The sequence below is a fragment of the Hydrogenophaga sp. genome (assembly GCF_026125825.1).
Lineage (GTDB): Bacteria > Pseudomonadota > Gammaproteobacteria > Burkholderiales > Burkholderiaceae_C > Hydrogenophaga.
Window position 1 is genome coordinate 1 of sequence record NZ_JAHCKK010000095.1, and the last position, 15,817, is coordinate 15,817.

Annotated in this window: 14 protein-coding genes; 3 read left to right on the plus strand and 11 right to left on the minus strand. The window is 68.2% G+C overall.

Translation table 11 applies throughout. The features are described 5' to 3' along the window. From KIT86_RS20905 to KIT86_RS20950, 10 genes are all read right to left on the minus strand, one after another. A partial coding sequence (locus tag KIT86_RS20905; RefSeq protein WP_297401971.1) for an acyl-CoA dehydrogenase family protein occupies positions 1–579 on the minus strand: 579 nt, incomplete at its 3' end. After that, positions 576–1,319, minus strand: a complete 744-nt coding sequence (locus tag KIT86_RS20910) for an ABC transporter ATP-binding protein (protein WP_297401973.1) — start codon at positions 1,317–1,319, stop codon at positions 576–578. The genes KIT86_RS20905 and KIT86_RS20910, both read right to left, overlap by 4 nt. A 1-nt stretch (position 1,320) precedes the next feature. Further along, complete coding sequence (locus KIT86_RS20915) at positions 1,321–3,090, minus strand: branched-chain amino acid ABC transporter ATP-binding protein/permease (RefSeq protein WP_297401975.1); 1,770 nt, start codon at positions 3,088–3,090, stop codon at positions 1,321–1,323. Between the two features lie 119 nt (positions 3,091–3,209). Continuing rightward, positions 3,210–4,250, minus strand: a complete 1,041-nt coding sequence (locus KIT86_RS20920; protein WP_297401977.1) for a branched-chain amino acid ABC transporter permease — start codon at positions 4,248–4,250, stop codon at positions 3,210–3,212. Positions 4,251–4,428: 178 nt separating this feature from the next. Further along, positions 4,429–5,562: an ABC transporter substrate-binding protein gene (locus tag KIT86_RS20925; RefSeq protein ID WP_297401979.1), complete on the minus strand. Its 1,134-nt coding sequence runs from the start codon at positions 5,560–5,562 to the stop codon at positions 4,429–4,431. A gap of 53 nt (positions 5,563–5,615) precedes the next feature. After that, positions 5,616–6,035, minus strand: coding sequence for a thioesterase family protein (locus KIT86_RS20930; protein ID WP_297401981.1), 420 nt, complete (start codon positions 6,033–6,035; stop codon positions 5,616–5,618). A gap of 117 nt (positions 6,036–6,152) precedes the next feature. Beyond that, positions 6,153–6,917 carry an SDR family NAD(P)-dependent oxidoreductase gene (locus KIT86_RS20935; protein ID WP_297401983.1) on the minus strand — a complete coding sequence of 255 codons (765 nt, stop codon included), beginning with the start codon at positions 6,915–6,917 and terminating at the stop codon, positions 6,153–6,155. Positions 6,918–6,937: 20 nt separating this feature from the next. Continuing rightward, complete coding sequence (locus KIT86_RS20940; protein ID WP_297401985.1) at positions 6,938–8,185, minus strand: thiolase family protein; 1,248 nt, start codon at positions 8,183–8,185, stop codon at positions 6,938–6,940. Between the two features lie 12 nt (positions 8,186–8,197). After that, on the minus strand, positions 8,198–10,066 hold the full coding sequence (locus KIT86_RS20945; protein ID WP_297401987.1) for a feruloyl-CoA synthase: 1,869 nt from the start codon (positions 10,064–10,066) through the stop codon (positions 8,198–8,200). A gap of 118 nt (positions 10,067–10,184) precedes the next feature. Continuing rightward, complete coding sequence (locus KIT86_RS20950) at positions 10,185–10,973, minus strand: crotonase/enoyl-CoA hydratase family protein (RefSeq protein WP_297401989.1); 789 nt, start codon at positions 10,971–10,973, stop codon at positions 10,185–10,187. 114 nt (positions 10,974–11,087) lie between these two features. Between KIT86_RS20950 and KIT86_RS20955 the strand changes: the two genes are divergently transcribed. After that, a complete protein-coding gene (locus tag KIT86_RS20955; RefSeq protein ID WP_297401991.1) occupies positions 11,088–11,951 on the plus strand; it encodes an amidohydrolase family protein in 864 nt (287 codons plus the stop codon). Between the two features lie 4 nt (positions 11,952–11,955). Then, complete coding sequence (locus KIT86_RS20960; RefSeq protein ID WP_297401993.1) at positions 11,956–13,806, plus strand: AMP-binding protein; 1,851 nt, start codon at positions 11,956–11,958, stop codon at positions 13,804–13,806. A 23-nt stretch (positions 13,807–13,829) separates the two neighbouring features. Here KIT86_RS20960 and KIT86_RS20965 read toward each other — a convergent pair whose 3' ends face one another. Further along, the gene (locus KIT86_RS20965; protein WP_297401995.1) at positions 13,830–14,438 is read right to left on the minus strand and encodes a 2-hydroxychromene-2-carboxylate isomerase; all 609 of its coding nucleotides are present in this window, start codon (positions 14,436–14,438) and stop codon (positions 13,830–13,832) included. A 214-nt stretch (positions 14,439–14,652) separates the two neighbouring features. Between KIT86_RS20965 and KIT86_RS20970 the strand changes: the two genes are divergently transcribed. After that, positions 14,653–15,693 (plus strand): TRAP transporter substrate-binding protein, encoded by a 1,041-nt coding sequence (locus tag KIT86_RS20970; RefSeq protein WP_297401997.1) that lies wholly within the window; start codon positions 14,653–14,655, stop codon positions 15,691–15,693. Positions 15,694–15,817 lie beyond the last annotated feature (124 nt).

Genomic DNA, 15,817 nt, shown 5'->3' on the forward strand with positions numbered 1-15,817 from the left:
GCTCAGGGCGTAGCGCCCGTCGGCCAGCGGCACGGCCTTGGAGCGCACCAGGCCGAGGTCGCTGCCGGCGTGGGGCTCGGTCAGGCACATGGTGGCCAGCCATTCGCCCGAGGCCAGCTTCTCCAGGTAGCGCGCCTTGAGCTCGTCGCTGGCGTGGTGCCGCAGGCATTCGTAGGCGCCGTGCAGCAGGCCGGGCGCCATCGTCCAGCCGTGGTTGGCGGCGTTGAGCATCTCGTGCAGCACGGCTTCGACCACCGTGGGCAGGCCCTGGCCACCGTCTTCGGGGGCGCAGGCCAGCGCGGGCCAGCCGGCCTGCCAGAAGGCCTGGTAGGCGTCGCGGAAGCCCGGTGGCATCGTCACCGAGCCGTCCTTCCATTGCGCACCGACTTCGTCGCCTTCGCGGTTGAGCGGGGCGATGACTTCACCGACGAACTTGCCGGCTTCCTCGATCACCTGCGTGAGCAGGCCGGTGTCGGCGTGTTCGGCCATCGCGGGCAGCTCGCCGAGGAGCTCGTGCGCGCGCAGCACGTCGAACAGCACGAAAGCGTGTTCGGCGGCACGGGGCTGGTAGGCGTTCATGCGGAGGTGGCCTTGCGCGCGGTGCCAAGGTAGGTTTCGATCACGCGCGGATCGCTGGCGAGTTCGCTGGCCGGGCCCTGGGCGCTGAGTTCGCCCATTTCGAGCACGTAGCCGTGATCGGCCACCTGCAGCGCGGCGCGCGCGTTCTGCTCCACCAGCACGATGGTCACGCCGGTCTGGCGCAGCCGGTCGATGATGGCGAAGATCTCTTTGACGATCAGCGGCGCCAGGCCCAGGCTGGGTTCGTCGAGCATCAGCAGGTCGGGCGCGGACATGAGGGCGCGGCCCACGGCCAGCATCTGCCGCTCGCCGCCCGAGAGGGTGCCGGCGAGCTGCGCGCGGCGCTCCTGCAGGCGCGGGAAGATGCTGTAGACGTCGTCCATGCGGCTGCGCCACTGGGCGTTGCCCAGGCGCATCTGCCGGAACCCGCCGAGCAGCAGGTTGTCTTCCACCGCCATGGTGCCGAACAGCTCGCGCTTCTCGGGCACCAGGGCCATGCCGTTCATCACGCGCTCTTCGAGCGTGAGGGTGGTGATGTCCTGCCCGCGAAACTCGATCGTGCCCTGGCCGGGCAGGATGCCCATGAGGGTGTTGAGCAAGGTGGACTTGCCCGCGCCGTTGGGGCCGATGACGGTGATCACGCCGCCGGCCTGCGCCTGGAGGTCGATGCCGTGCAGCACCTCGGCGCGGCCATAGCCGGCGCGCAGGCCCTTGACTTGAAGAATGGGGGTCGTGCTCATGTCAATGCTCCGTGCCGAGGTAGGCGGCGCGCACCTTGGGGTCCTGTTGCACCTTCTCGGGTGGCCCCTGGGTGAGCAGGGTGCCGAATTCCATCACCACCAGGTGGTCGCAGATCTGCATCACCAGGTCCATGTCGTGTTCCACCAGCAGGATGCTCATGCCTTCGGCCTTGAGCTGGCGCAGCACGCCGGCCAGGGCCTGTTTCTCCTTGTGGCGCAGGCCGGCGGCGGGTTCGTCCAGCAGCAGCAGCGTCGGGTCGGCGCACAGGGCGCGCGCGATTTCCATCAGCCGCTGCGGGCCCATGGCCAGGTTGCCGGCCAGCTCGTGCAGGTACTCGCCCATGCCGATGCGCTCGAGCTGGCGCTGGGCCTCGCGAAAGAGCTGGCGCTCCTCGGTGCGGTTGGCGCGCAGCATGGCGGGCAGCACGCCCTTGCGGCCGCGCGTGTGGGCGCCCAGGGCCACGTTCTCCAGCACCGTCATGTCCGGGATCATCTTCACGTGCTGGAAGGTGCGCGCCATGCCCAGCTGCGCGATGGCGCGCGAGGGCTTGCCGACCACGTTGCCGCCCTGGAAGCGCACCTCGCCGCTGGTGGCGGGCAGCACGCCGGTGATGAGGTTGAAGGTGGTGGACTTGCCGGCGCCGTTGGGGCCGATCAGGCCCACGATCTGGCCCGCGTGGATCTGGAAGCTGATGTCGTTGACCGCCACCAGGCCGCCGAACTGCATGCGCGCCTTCTGCACGTCGAGCACCAGTTCGCCGGTTGCGGGCTTGGCGCGCTCGGGCAGGGCGGCGGCGTTGTGCCAGTCCACCGGGCGCGGCTTGGGGGCCTTGCCTCTGCCCACGATGGACCACAGGCCGTCGGGCAGGTACTTGAGCACGACCACCAGCGCGATGCCGAAGACGATCACTTCGTAGCTGCCGCTGGTGCCGATGAGGCGGGGCAGCAGGACCTGCAGCTGGTCCTCGAGCACGCGGATGAGGCCGGCGCCGACGATGGCACCCCACACATGGCCCACGCCGCCGATGACGGCCATGAACAGGTACTCGATGCCCATCTTCAGGCCGAAGGCCGAGGGGTTCACCGTGCGCTGGAAGTGGGCGAGCAGCCAGCCCGCCACCGAGGCGAACAGCGCGGCCAGCACGAACATCGTGACCTTGTAGCGGAAGGTGTTGATGCCCATGGCCTCGGCCATCTGCGAGCCGTTCTTGAGCGACCGCATGGCGCGGCCCGCGCGAGAGTCGAGCAGGTACAGCAGCGCGGCCACGAAGGCCAGCAGGAGGAACCAGGTCAGCACGAAGAAGGCGCGGCCCTGGCCGATGTCGAAGCCGCCGATGGACAGGCTCTTGATGCCCAGCAGGCCGTCGTACTTGCCCAGCGCGTCCAGGTTGCCCATGAGGTAGTACAGCGACAGGCCCCAGGCGATGGTGGCCAGTGGCAGGTAGTGGCCCGACATGCGCAGCGTGATCAGGCCCACGATGAGCGCGCTGCCAGCCGTCAGCGCCATGCCGATGAACAGCGTGAGCCAGGGCGACATGCCCAGGTTGAGCGTGAGCCAGGCCGTGGTGTACGCGCCGATGCCCACGAAGGCCGCCTGGCCGAACGAGGTGAGGCCGCCCACGCCGGTGAGCAGGATCAGGCCGAGCACGGTCATGCTGTACATGCCGATGTAGTTGAGCTGGGTGATCCAGAAATCGGGCAGGGGCAGCACGGCGACCAGGGGGATCGCGAGGGCCAGGATCAGCAGGCCCAGATTTTGAGTTTTTGGCATATCGGTTATTGACCCGTTTGAAACAACGCCATTCCAGAACACCGCGGAACTGGCTTGGCCAGGCCGCAGGTGTTGCCCCGTGGGGGGAGGCGCCGAAGGCGCTTCGGGGGGAGCTTCATTCAGTGGTCCTCGTCGGAATGCTTGCTGCTCAGAGACCTGAAGAGCAGGACGGGGAGGATCAGGGTGAAGACGATCACTTCCTTGAAGGCGCTGGCCCAGAAGGAGCCGAAGGCTTCGATCACGCCGACCCCGAGGGCCGCGACCAGCGCGCCGGGGTAGCTGGCCAGGCCGGCGGCCACGGCGGCCACGAAGCCCTTGAGGCCGATCAGGAAGCCCGAGTCGTAGAAGACGGTGGTGGTGGGGCCGATCAGCAGGCCCGAGAGCGCGCCGATGAAGGCCGCCATGGTCATGGTGAGCCGGCCCGAGGCCTGCGAGGAGATGCCCATGAGGCGCGCGCCGGTGCGGTTGACCGCGATGGCGCGCAGCGCCTTGCCGCGCAGCGAGCGCTCGAAGTACAGCCAGAGCATGACGATGAGGGCCACGGTCGCGGCGAAGGTGATGATGGCTTGGCCCGAAAGCATGATGGGGCCGATGGCGTAGCGCGTGTCCCAGAACGCAGGGTTGCGGAAGCCCTCGGCGCCGAAGAACAGCAGGCCCAGGCCCGTCATGGCGAAGTGCACGCCGACCGAGACGATCAGCAGCACCAGTGGCGTGGCGCTCTCCAGCGACTGGTAGGCCACGCGGTAGACCAGGGGGCCGTACACGGTGACCACGGCCACGCTGAGCACGGCCTGCACCCACAGCGGGAACTGCTGGGGAGCGGCCCAGATGGCGACCACGGACACGACCACGGGCAGCACCAGCGTGCGGCCGGCGGCCTTGATGGCGGTGAGCACCTGTCGCTGGTGTTGCCAGCGCTCGAACAGATCCATCAGTGCGGCCACGCCGGCCAGCAGCAACAGCAGCCACACGGTGCCGGGCACCTTGCCGGTCTGGAAAATGGCCAGGGTGAGCGCGCCGTACGCGACGAACTCGCCCTGGGGAATGAAGATGATCCGGGTGACGGTGAACACCAGGACGATGGCCAGCCCCAGCAGCGCGTACACCGCACCGTTGGTCAAGCCGTCCAGCGCAAGAATGCTGGCAATGGAGAAATCCATAAGAAGCCTAACGAGAAAAGGAAGCGCTAAATAGAAAGCTCAAGAACGCAGGCACACCACAACCAAGGGACACCGAGGGTCCGGCTGCGCCGGCCCCAGGTGTCGTCCCCCCCTCGAAGCGCTGAAGGCGCGCTACAGAGGGGGGAAGCCGCGTCAGCGGCGCAGGGGGAGTTCCGAATCACTCCACCTTGAACTTGCCGTCAACGACCTTGAGCATCACGCCGGTTTCATTCGTGTAGCCCCAGTGATCGTCCTTGGTCCAGTTCATCACGCCGTGGGAGAACACGGTGCGGCCCATCGTTTCAAACGCGTCGCGCAGGGCGGCGCGGAACTCGGGCGTGCCGGGCTTGCCGTTCTTGAGCGCGATCGGCACCGCCTTGTTCATGGCGATGGCGGCGTCGTAGGCGTGGCCGGCGAACTGGTTGCGGCTGTTGGGGCCCATCAGCTTTTCGTACTGGGTCACGAAGTCCACGGCCAGCTTCTTGGACGGGTGGCTGTCGGGCAGCTGCTCGGCGATGACGGCCGGGCCGGAGACCACGAAGGAGCCCTCGACGTCCTTGCCGCCGATGCGCACCAGGTCGGGCGTGGCGGCCGCGTGCGTCTGGTAGATCTTGCCCTTGTAGCCGCGCTCGACGATCGCCTTGTGCGGCATCGCAGCGCCGGAGCCCGAGGCCACCACCAGGATCGCATCGGGGTTGGCGGAGGTGAGCTTGAGCGCCTGCGGCGTCACGCTGGTGTCGCTGCGCGCGAAGCGCTCGGCGGCCACGACCTTCATGCCGGCCTTCTCGGCCTGCGGCGTGAGGGCCTTGAGCCAGAGCTCGCCGTAGGCGTCGGTGTAGCCGAGGAAGCCGATGGTCTTGATCCCCTGCTTCTTCATGTGTTCGACCACGGCATGGGCCATCACGTCGTTGCCCTGCGGCAGGCGGAACAGCCATTGGTCGGCGCCGGGCGGCACGCCCACCGGCGAAGCGGCCAGCTGCACCGTCTTGGCTTCAGCGGCCACGGGGGTCATGGCCGCGGCCACCGGGGTGAGGGTCGAGCCGATGATCAGGTCCACCTTGTCGTCCGTCACGAAGCGGCGTGCGTTGGCCGCGCCCTTGCCCGGGTCGCTCGCGTCGTCCAGGATGATCAGGTTGACCTTCTCGCCCGCGATGGTGGAGGGGAACAGCTTGAACTGGTTCTGCATCGGGATGCCCAGGCCGGAGCCCGGGCCGGTGAGCGAGAGGCTCACGCCGACGTTGATGTCCGCCAGGGCGGCGGTGCTCGCCAGGGCCGTGACGGCCACGGCGATGAGGGTTTTGACGGTTTTCATACAAGTCTCCTTCTAGGGGTGGTGAAAAGGGAAAGGGCGGGGGGAACGGCGGTTCAGGTGCACAGGGCCTTGATGTCCTCGGGCACCGGAATGGCTTTGATGCGGTCGGGCGCCTCGGGCGGGTGGATCACGAAGGCGCGCGTCTCGGTGCCTTCGCAGAGCACCTCGTCGCCGCGCTTGACGATGTGGCGGTGCATGAACACCTTCTCGCGCCACTCGGTCACGCTGGTGTGGATCTGCAGGCGCTCGCCGTAGGTGGCCGGGCGGCTGAACTTGGTGTGGATCTCCAGCAGCGGCGTGCCCACGATGCCGCGCGTCTTGACCAGCTCGCGCCAGGGTGGCACGCCGCACTTGACGAAGAAGTTCAGCGAGGACGCGTCCATCCACTTCGAGAAGTTCGGAAAGAAGACGATGCCGGCGGGGTCGCAGTCGCCGAACATCACTTCCACTTCGTAAACAACCACTTTGCTCATGCCAAATTACTTTCGATCGAGTTGTCTGCTACCAGGATGCCGCGGAACCGGCTTTGCCGGGCCGCTGGCATCGCCCCCGTGAGGGGGTGACGCGCCGAAGGTGCGGCGCAGGGGGCGTCATCTTGGGGCCATGCGAAGTGCGCCGTCGAGGCGGATCACTTCGCCGTTGAGGTGCGTGTTGGTGACGATGTGCGCGGCGAGCTGGGCGAATTCTTCGGGCTTGCCAAGGCGCGGCGGGAAGGGGATGCTGGCCGCCAGCGACTGCTGCACCGGCTCGGGCAGCTGCTTCATCAGCGGCGTGCTGAACAGGCCGGGCGCGATGGTGCAGACGCGGATGCCGTGCTGCGCGAGGTCGCGCGCCATCGGCAGCGTCATGCCCACCAGGCCGCCTTTGGAGGCGCTGTAGGCCTGCTGGCCGATCTGGCCGTCGAACGCGGCCACGCTGGCGGTGAACACCATCACGCCGCGCTCGCCGTCTTCGAGCGCATCCAGTTTGGCGCAGGCGGCGGCGAACAGGCGGCTGGCGTTGTAGGTGCCGATCAGGTTGACGTTGATGACCTTGGCAAAGTCTTCCAGCGGCGCGGGGCTGCCGTCCTTGGCGACCACGCGCTTGGCCGAGCCGATGCCGGCGATGTTCATCAGGATGCGGGCCGGGCCGTGGGCGGCGGCGGCCTGGTCGATCGCGGCCTGCAGGCTGACGGTGTCGGTGATGTCGCAACGCAGTGCCACGCCGCCGATGTCGGCCGCCACGCGCTGGGCGTTGTCGAGGTTCACGTCGAGCACGGCGACTTTGGCGCCCAGGCGCGCGAGTTCGCGCGCGGTGGCCTCGCCCAGGCCCGAGCCACCACCGGTGACGAGGGCGGCGTGTCCTTGGATGTTCATGATCTTGTCCTTCTCTGGTTTCAGGCGTTGAGGTTTTCGATCAGCAAGGCCATGCCCTGGCCGCCGCCGACGCAGGCGCTGGAGATGCCATAGCGCTGGCCGCTGCGCTGCAGCTCGCGCGCCAGCGTGAGCGTCAGGCGCACGCCGGTGGCCGCCAGCGGGTGGCCCAGCGCGATCGCGCCGCCATTGACGTTCAGGCGCTCGATGTCCATGCCGAGTTCACGCGCGACCGCCAGGGTTTGTGCCCCTTGCGCCTCGTTCACTTCGAAGCGCGCGATGTCGCCGAGCTTGAGGCCGGTGCGCTCCAGCAGCAGCCGGATGGCCGGCGCAGGGCCGATGCCCATGATCTCGGGCGGCACGCCCACGGCCGCGGCGGCGACCACGCGGGCCATGGGCTTCTTGCCGTGGGCTTTCGCGTAGCTGCCCGACGCGATCACGCAGGCGGCTGCGGCATCCACCAGGGCCGAGCTGTTGCCGCCGGTCTGCACACCGCCTTCGAACACGGGCTTGAGCTTGGCCAGCACATCCACCGGCGAGAGCCGGGGGTGGGTGTCGGTGGCGACTTCGGTGAGCTTGCCTTGCAGCCGGATGCCGCGCGCCTTGTAGCCCGCGAGCTCGAACTTCTCGGTGATCACGGGCACGATCTCACCAGCGAGGAAACCGCTTTCCTGCGCGGCCACGGCCCTGGCGAACGAGGCCGAGGCGAAGGCGTCCACCTCTTCGCGGGTGATGCCGTATTTCTTCGCCAGGTTCTCGGCGGTCTGGATCATGTTGATGCCGGCCGCCGGGTCCTTCAGCGCTTCCCACATGTAGTCCTTGAAGCCCACCGGTGCGCCCAGCTTGAAGCCGGTGCGGTGGTCGAAGGCGGCGATGGGGTTGCGCGTCATGCTCTCGGTGCCCACCACCAGCGCGGCCTCGCAGGCGCCGCCCTGGATGTGTTCGCCGGCCTGGCGGAACAGCTCGAAGCCGGTGCCGCAGATGCGCTGCGCCATGATGGCCGGCACCTCCACCGGCACGCCGGCGTACAGGCCGATGTGGCGGGGCAGGAAGAACTGGTCGAAGTCGCCCGGGGCCATGTTGCCGGTGACCACCGAGCCGATGTGCTCGCCCGGCACGCCCGCGCGCGCCAGCGCTTCGCGCGCGGCCTTGATGCCCAGGTCGGTGGGCGAGATGTGGCCGAGCGCGCCGCAGTAGTCCACCAGGGGGGTGCGCACGCCGTCGAGCAGCCAGACGTCGTCGAACGCGTTGAAAAAGCCTCGGGATGCCATGTCGTGTCTTCTTTACTGGGGTTTCAGGATCGCGTGCAGCGTGTCGGCATGCAGGCGCTCCACGGTCTCGGCCCGGTGGGCCAGCACGGCGCGCTGGTTGATCGAGCCCTTGTCGGTGATCTCGCCGCGGTCGATGGTGGGCGGATCGGCCAGCAGGCACAGGCGCGCGATGCGGCTGGCGCTGCCGGTGGCGTTCTTCGCCAGCTCGTTGACCACGCTCTGGAAGTGCGCGAGCACGGGCGCGCTGTTGAGCACGTCGTGCATCGAAGCCTCGGCGCCCAGGCCGCTGAGCGCGCGCACCGCGCCGGTGGGGAACACCATGGCGCCGACCTCCTTCATGTTCAGGCCCGTGAGCACCACGTCCTGGATGTAGGGCGCGCCGGCGGCGATGATCTTGGCGCGCAGCGGGCCCACGCTGACGAAGGTGCCGGTGGCGAGCTTGAAGTCCTCGGCGATGCGGCCGTCGAACTTCAGCCCCTGGTGGATGTCGGTCTCGTCGATCCACTTCACCGCGTCGCCGGTCTTGAAGAAGCCTTCTTCGTCGAAGGACTCGGCGGTCTCCGCGGGCATGCGCCAGTAGCCGGGCGTGATGTTGGGGCCCCGGTAGCGCACTTCCGTCTTGCCGTCGGAGTCCACCAGCTTGAGCTCCAGGCCCGGCGTGGGCAGGCCCAGGTCGCCGGCCTTCACGTTGGCGCTGGTCACGTACAGCCCGAACGGGCCCGACTCGGTCATGCCCAGGCCCGTGCCCATGACGATGCGCTCGCCGATCTCCATTTCCTGCACCGCGTGCAGCGCGTCCCACACCGGCTGGGCCAGGGCGGCACCGGCGTAGAAGAACATGCGAACGCGCGAGAGCAGGGTCTTGCGCAGGGCGTCGTCGGTCTTCATCGCGTTGGCGATGGCCTCGAAGCCCGTGGGCACGTTGAAGTACACCGTGGGGGCGATCTCGCGCAGGTTGCGCAGCGTCTCGGCCATCAGCGCGGGCGTGGGCTTGCCGTCATCGATGTAGAGCGTGCCGCCGTGGAACAGCACCATGCCGAAGTTGTGGTTGCCGCCGAAGGTGTGGTTCCACGGCAGCCAGTCCACCAGCACCAGCGGGCTCTCGGCCAGCACCGGCATGGACTCGGTCATCTGCTGCTGGTTGGCGCACCACATGCGCTGCGTGTTGATCACGGCCTTGGGCATCTTGGTCGAGCCCGAGGTGAAGAGGAACTTGGTGATGGTGTCCGGGCCGGTGGCGGCCATGGCGGCGTCCACCGCCGGCGTGGCCTCGGTGGCCAGCAGCGAAGCGAAGGACGTGGTGGCGCGGCCGGGCACGCTGCCCTCGGTCGTCACCAGTTCCACGTCCGGCCCCAGCGTGGCGAGCATGGCGCGGCTGTAGCGATGCGCGTCCGCGGCGAACACCAGGCCAGGTGTGAGCGTCTTGACCACATGGTGCAGCTTGTCGAAGTCCTGGCTCACCAGCGAGTAGGCCGGCGAGGTCGGGCAGTAGGCGATGCCGGCGTAGACGCAACCCAGCGCGAGCAGCGCGTGCTCCAGGTCGTTCTCGCTCAGGATCAGCACCGGCTTGTCGGCGGACAGGCCCCGGTCCAGCAGGCCCTGGCCGATGCGGCGCGCCGCTTCGAGCGCCTGCGCGAAGCTGATGTGGCGCCAGTCGCCTGAGGTGCCGTCGGCGTTCTTCGAGCGGCGCGCAAAGAGGGTCTGGTCGGGGCGCGTCTGCGCCCAGTGCACCAGCCGGTCGGTGATGCGGCCGGGGAAGGCGGGCAAGTCCTGCTCCGCGCGCAGGTAGTGCACGCCGGTGTCGCCGTCGCGCAGCGTGGCGCGGGTGACACCGAACTTCAGGGGCCGGTAGCGGGTGGCCGTGGCAGGGTTCTGGCTCATGTCTCTCTCGGGCTTTTCTTGGTCGATCAGTTTCTCGAGTCGCGTGTCTCATTCCAGAGACGCCGCGCAACCGGCTTTGCCGGGGCCGCTGGCATCGCCCCCTGCGGGGGGAGCGACGTCAGTCGCGCTGCACCTTGTTCGCGCGGCCTTCGAGGAAGGCGCGCACGCGCTCTTTGGCCTCGGGGGCGTTCTGCACGATGGCGGCCATCAGCGCTTCGGTGAAGAAGCCCTGGTCGGCCGGTTGTTCGGCGATGCGTGGCAGGGCATGCATCAGCGCGTAGTTGGTCAGCGGCGCGTTGCTGGCGATGCGCTTGGCCAGTTCCATCGCCTTCTCCAGCGCGGTGCCTTCGGGCACCAGGTACTGCGCCAGGCCGATGCGTTCGCCGTCTTCGGCCTTGTAGACGCGGCCGGTGAACATCATGTCGGCCATGCGCGCGGCGCCAATCAGGCGCGGAATGCGCACCGAGCCGCCGCCGCCGACGAAGATGCCGCGCGAGCCTTCGGGGAGCGCGAAGAACGACGAACTGTCGGCCACGCGGATGTGGCAGGCGCTGGCGAGTTCGAGGCCGCCACCGACCACCGCGCCGTGCAGCGCCGCGACCACCGGCACCGGGCCGTGCTGCACGCAGTCCAGCGCGGCGTGCCACATGCGCGAGTGATGCAGGCCCTGGCCGGCGTCGCGTTCCTGCAGCTCGGACAGATCCAGGCCGGCGCAAAAGTGGTCGCCCGCACCGTGGATCACGGCGGCGCGCACGCCTTGGGGCATGCCCTGGAAGATGTCGCGCAGGGCCAGGATCAGGCCGTCGTTGAGCGCGTTGCGCTTGGCCGGGCGGTTCAGCGTGATGACCGCGATTTCGGACGATTCGCCTTGCAGGCTCAGGCTGATGTCGGTGGAATGGATGGGCATGAGGCAGGGTTGGCGTGCTTGAAGTGAGGTCGCATTATTGTTATAAACAATAACCAAAACAAGCGCGCCGGTCGAAAAACGACCCCCGTGTTTACCCTAATCACAGAGACAACCATGGACCACAAGAACCTCCTTGCGATCGACATCCACACGCACGCGGAAGTGAGCTGCCGCAACCCGTTCGACAACTACGGCGAGGAGTACGACCGAGCGGCCGACAAGTACTTCGGCAGCAACCGCCGCCCCACCATCGCGGAGACCATCGCCTACTACCGCGAGAAGAAGATCGGCCTGGTGATGTTCACGGTGGACAGCGAATCGAAACTGGGCCGCCGGCGCATCCCCAACGAGGAGATCGCGCAGGCCGCGCGCGAGAACAGCGACATGATGATCGCCTTCGCCAGCATCGACCCGCACAAGGGCAAGATGGGCGCGCGCGAGGCCGAGCGGCTGATCGCTGAGGAGGGCGTCAAGGGTTTCAAGTTCCACCCCACGGTGCAGGGCTACCACCCCTACGACAAGATGGCCTGGCCGATCTACGAGGTGATCAACGCGCACAAGCTGCCCGCGATCTTCCACACCGGGCACAGCGGCATCGGCTCGGGCATGCGCTGTGGCGGCGGCCTGCGGCTGGAGTACAGCAACCCCATGCACCTGGACGACGTGGCGATCGATTTCCCCGACATGCAGATCGTCATGGCCCACCCCAGTTTTCCGTGGCAGGACGAGGCCCTCAGCGTGGCCACGCACAAGCCGAATGTGTGGATCGACCTCTCGGGCTGGAGCCCGAAGTACTTTCCGAAGCAGCTGGTGCAGTACGCGAACACCCTGCTGAAAGACCGGGTGCTGTTCGGCAGCGATTACCCGCTGATCACGCCCGAGCGCTGGATGAAGGACTTCGAGGTCGCTGGCTTCAAGCCCGAGGTGATGCCCGGCATCCTCAAGGGCAACGCGGTGCGCCTGCTGGGGCTGGCTTGATCACATGCTGACAGCTTTTCGTTCGCTGGCCGATATTGAGCGGCTCGAGCAGACGCCGCGCGAACACACCGCGCCGCACCGCAGCCCGTATGCGCTGATCCGCGCCGCGGCGGAGCGCTTTGCGGATCGAGAGGCGTTCACCTTTCTGCCCGACGCCGATGTGGCCTCCGCGCCCCGGCGCATCACCTACCGCGCGCTGCTGGCCGACATCCACCGTGCGGCCAACCTGTTCCGCTCGCTGGGCGTGGGGCCCGACGACGCGGTGGCGCTGCTCGCGCCCAACACGCCCGAGGCGCATGCGGTGCTGTGGGGTGCGCAGCTCGCGGGCCGCGTGTGCCCCATCAACTACCTGCTGCAGCCCGATCACATCGCGGCCCTGCTGAAGGCCTCGAACGCCCGGCTGCTGGTCGCGCTGGGGCCCAACGCCGAACTCGCGGTGTGGCCGGTGGCAGAGCAGGTGGTGCGCCACCACGCGCTGCCGCTGATCCAGATCCGTGCGGACGATGCCGTCGCGCCCGGCGTGCCGGTGCTGCAGGACCTGCTCGCCGCGCAGCCCGACACGCTGGCTTTCGAGCCCGACCTGAACCCCGACCGTGTGGTGGCGCTGTTTCACACCGGCGGCACCACGGGCGCGCCCAAGCTGGCGCAGCACACCCAGGGCAACGAGGCGCACACCGCCTGGTTTGCGCATGCCTTCTACGACCTGGACGAACACGCGGTGGAGGTCAATGGCTTTCCGCTGTTCCATGTGGCCGGGGCCTTCGTCTATGGCCTGGCGTTGCTCGCGGTGGGCGCGCGCCAGGTGCTGCCCACGCTCAGCGGCATGCGCAACACCGGCTTCGTGCAGCGCTACTGGCGCTTCTGCGAGCGCGAGCGCGTGACCCACCTGGCCTGCGTGCCCACGGTGCTCGCCGCCCTGATGGGCGTGCCGGTGGATGCGGACATCGCCACCGTGCGCGCGGCCTACACCGGCGGCTCGCCGCTGCCGGCCGAACTGGCGCAACGGTTCGAGGCCGCCACCGGCATCCCGGTGCGCAACATCCTGGGCATGACCGAGTGCGCGGGGCTGGTGAGCATCGAGCCTTTGCAGGGCCCGCGCACGCCCGGCTCGGCCGGCCTGCGGCTGCCCTACACCGAGGTGCACGCCGTGCCCTGGCGCGACGGCCAGGCGCAGCTGGCCGAACGCTGCGCGGCAGGCGAGACGGGGGTTCTGGTGCTGCGCGGCCCGCACGTGAGCCCGGGCTACACCGACGCGGCGCGAAACGCGGGCCTGTTCGAGCAGGGCTGGATCGTCACGGGCGACCTGGGCCACCTCGACGAGGCGGGCCGTGTGCACATCACCGGCCGCGCCAAGGACGTGATCATCCGGGGCTCGCACAACATCGACCCCGGCCTGGTGGAAGACGCGTTCCTCGCGCACCCCGCCGTGGCCTTGTGCGCCGTGGTCGCCGAGCCCGATGCCTACGCGGGCGAGGTGCCGGTGGCCTTCGTGACGCTCAAGCCCGGGGCGGTGGCCATCGGTGCCGACGAGCTGCTCGCCGCCGTGGCGCCGCAGGTCTACGAACGGCCGGCGGTGCCCAAGCGCGTGGTGCTGCTGGAGGCCTTGCCCATGACGGCGATCGGCAAGCTGTTCAAGCCCGAGCTGCGCTTGCGGGCGATCGAGATCAAGCTGGCCGAGGCCTTGCGCGAATGGGCGCCGGGCGTGGCGGCGCGCGTGCAGGCGCTGGAGCAGGGCGGGCGGCAATGCGCGGTCATCACCGTGCGGGGCCCGCGCGACGAGGCCTTGCGCGAGCGGCTGATGCAGGGCCTGGCCGCCATGGCCGTGCAGACGGAGCTGCGTTTTGAACAGGGCTGAATAGGGCGCTGGCGACCTGAGGGCTACCAGCCGCCGCGCGCGAGCCAGCGCTCGACCTGATCGAGCTTGTCCACACCCCAGAAAGGTTCGCCGTCCACCACCACGGTGGGCGAGCCGAACACCCCCTCCTTGAGCGAGGCATCGACCATGGCGCGCAGCAGCGACGCGGCCTCGTCGCCTGCCGCGGCCTGCGCCACGGCGTCGGCCGACAGGCCTGGGGGCAGGGCGAGGGCGCGCAGCGACGCCGGCTGGGAGAGGTCCTGGCCTTCGCCCCAGTAGGCGGCGTAGATCGCATGCGCCAGCGCGGCCGCGTGTTCGGGGTGGTGGTGCTTCACCCAGGCAAAGGCGCGCGCGCAGGGCAGGGGGTTCATCACCGGGTCGCTGGGTTGGCGCTTCATGGCCAGACCGTGCTCGCGCGCGTGCCGCAGCACGTCGCGCGCGGTGTAGGGGCCTTTGAGGGGGGTGTCCATGAGCGGCTTGAGGCCCATCACCTTCATCACCGAGACGCCGAGCAGCATGGCGCGCCAGTCCACCGCACGGCCGTGGCGCGCGGCCAGGGCCTCGATGCGCCGCGAGGCGAAGTAGCCATAGGGCGAGATGAAGTCGAAGTGGAACTGGATCGGTGAGGTCATGGCTGGGTGCGTGCGATCAAAAAACGCTTAGCAGGTTTCATAACAAGATGGAATAGCTGTTTGTACCTAAACGGACTGGCATGCGGCGCACGATGGCTGCACAGTGTGCCTCTTGTGCCTGACGTGGCACATGTCATGTCCTGGCCGCCCCTCGGGGATGGGCCCACGGATTCTTTTCTCGAACTCTTTTCCTCTTTCTCTCAGGAGCATCTCCATGACATTCCTTCGACGCCGCAACGCCATCGTGGCGATGGCTGCCCTTGGCGCGGCCGCCCTGGCGGGCAGCGCCCTGGCCCAGCAGACCGTGACGTTGCGCCTGCACCAGTTCCTGCCGCCGACGGCGCCCATTCCGGCGCTGGCCATCGTGCCGTGGGCGAAGAAGGTGGAGGCGGAGTCGGGTGGACGCATCAAGGTGCAGTTGTTCCACTCGATGGCCATGGGGGGTTCGCCGCCGCAGTTGTTTGATCAGGCGCGCGATGGGGTGGTGGACATTTCCTGGACGGTGCTGGGCTATACGCCGGGGCGTTTCAACAAGGCCGAGGTGTTCGAGTTGCCGTTCATGAGCGGGGCGGCCGAGCCGGCGTCGCGCGCGTTCCACGAGTTCGTGGAGAAGCACGCGGCCGATGAGTTCAAGGATGTGAAGCTGCTGGCGGCGCACACGCACGGCCCGGGGCTGTTCCACACGAAGGAGCCGCTGGCGAAGCTGGAGGACCTCAAGGGCAAGAAGGTGCGCGGTGGTTCGCGCGTGATCAGCAATATGTTGCTCAAGCTGGGCGCCACGCCGGTGGGCATGCCGGTGCCGGCGGTGACGGAGGCGATGACCAAGGGTGTGATCCAGGGCACGACGATTCCGTGGGAGGTGGTGCCTTCGCTGAAGATTGCGGAGATTGTGAAGAACCACACCACGTTCTCGGGTGAGCAGGGGCTGTTCACGCAGACGTTCGCGATGACGATGAACCGCCGCAGCTACGAGAAGCTGCCGGCGGATCTGAAGAAGGTGATCGACGCGAATTCGGGTGTGGAGACGGCGGCGTTGTTCGGGCGCGCGATGGATGAGGGCGATCGCATTGGCCTGGCGTCGGCGAAGAAGCTGGGCAACAAGGTCGTGACGCTGGATGCCACCGAAACGGCGCGCTGGAAGGCGGCTGCTGCGGTGGTGGAGGCCGATTGGATCAAGGAAGTGCAGGGCAAGAACATCGACGGCGCCAAGTTGGTTGCCGAGGCGCGTGCCTTGATTGCCAAGCACAGCAAGTAATTCAACTTTCGTTTGAATGGCTTGGGGCCGCTCGTTTTCGAGCGGCCTTTTTTGTGCCTGCGGGGTGGGCAGGGTCGGGTGGTCCGGTCATCCCTCATGCCCAAACCACCCGCCCCCAGTGCGA

What these genes read in the sequence shown, in the direction of transcription:
- KIT86_RS20915 (WP_297401975.1), bottom strand. Translation starts at nt 3,090, where the DNA reads ATGCCAAAAACTCAAAATCTGGGCCTGCTGATCCTGGCCCTCGCGATC.
- KIT86_RS20930 (WP_297401981.1), bottom strand. Translation starts at nt 6,035, where the DNA reads ATGAGCAAAGTGGTTGTTTACGAAGTGGAAGTGATGTTCGGCGACTGC.
- KIT86_RS20965 (WP_297401995.1), bottom strand. Translation starts at nt 14,438, where the DNA reads ATGACCTCACCGATCCAGTTCCACTTCGACTTCATCTCGCCCTATGGC.
- KIT86_RS20960 (WP_297401993.1), top strand. Translation starts at nt 11,956, where the DNA reads ATGCTGACAGCTTTTCGTTCGCTGGCCGATATTGAGCGGCTCGAGCAG.
- KIT86_RS20945 (WP_297401987.1), bottom strand. Translation starts at nt 10,066, where the DNA reads ATGAGCCAGAACCCTGCCACGGCCACCCGCTACCGGCCCCTGAAGTTC.
- KIT86_RS20955 (WP_297401991.1), top strand. Translation starts at nt 11,088, where the DNA reads ATGGACCACAAGAACCTCCTTGCGATCGACATCCACACGCACGCGGAA.
- KIT86_RS20940 (WP_297401985.1), bottom strand. Translation starts at nt 8,185, where the DNA reads ATGGCATCCCGAGGCTTTTTCAACGCGTTCGACGACGTCTGGCTGCTC.
- KIT86_RS20950 (WP_297401989.1), bottom strand. Translation starts at nt 10,973, where the DNA reads ATGCCCATCCATTCCACCGACATCAGCCTGAGCCTGCAAGGCGAATCG.
- KIT86_RS20970 (WP_297401997.1), top strand. Translation starts at nt 14,653, where the DNA reads ATGACATTCCTTCGACGCCGCAACGCCATCGTGGCGATGGCTGCCCTT.
- KIT86_RS20910 (WP_297401973.1), bottom strand. Translation starts at nt 1,319, where the DNA reads ATGAGCACGACCCCCATTCTTCAAGTCAAGGGCCTGCGCGCCGGCTAT.
- KIT86_RS20920 (WP_297401977.1), bottom strand. Translation starts at nt 4,250, where the DNA reads ATGGATTTCTCCATTGCCAGCATTCTTGCGCTGGACGGCTTGACCAAC.
- KIT86_RS20935 (WP_297401983.1), bottom strand. Translation starts at nt 6,917, where the DNA reads ATGAACATCCAAGGACACGCCGCCCTCGTCACCGGTGGTGGCTCGGGC.
- KIT86_RS20925 (WP_297401979.1), bottom strand. Translation starts at nt 5,562, where the DNA reads ATGAAAACCGTCAAAACCCTCATCGCCGTGGCCGTCACGGCCCTGGCG.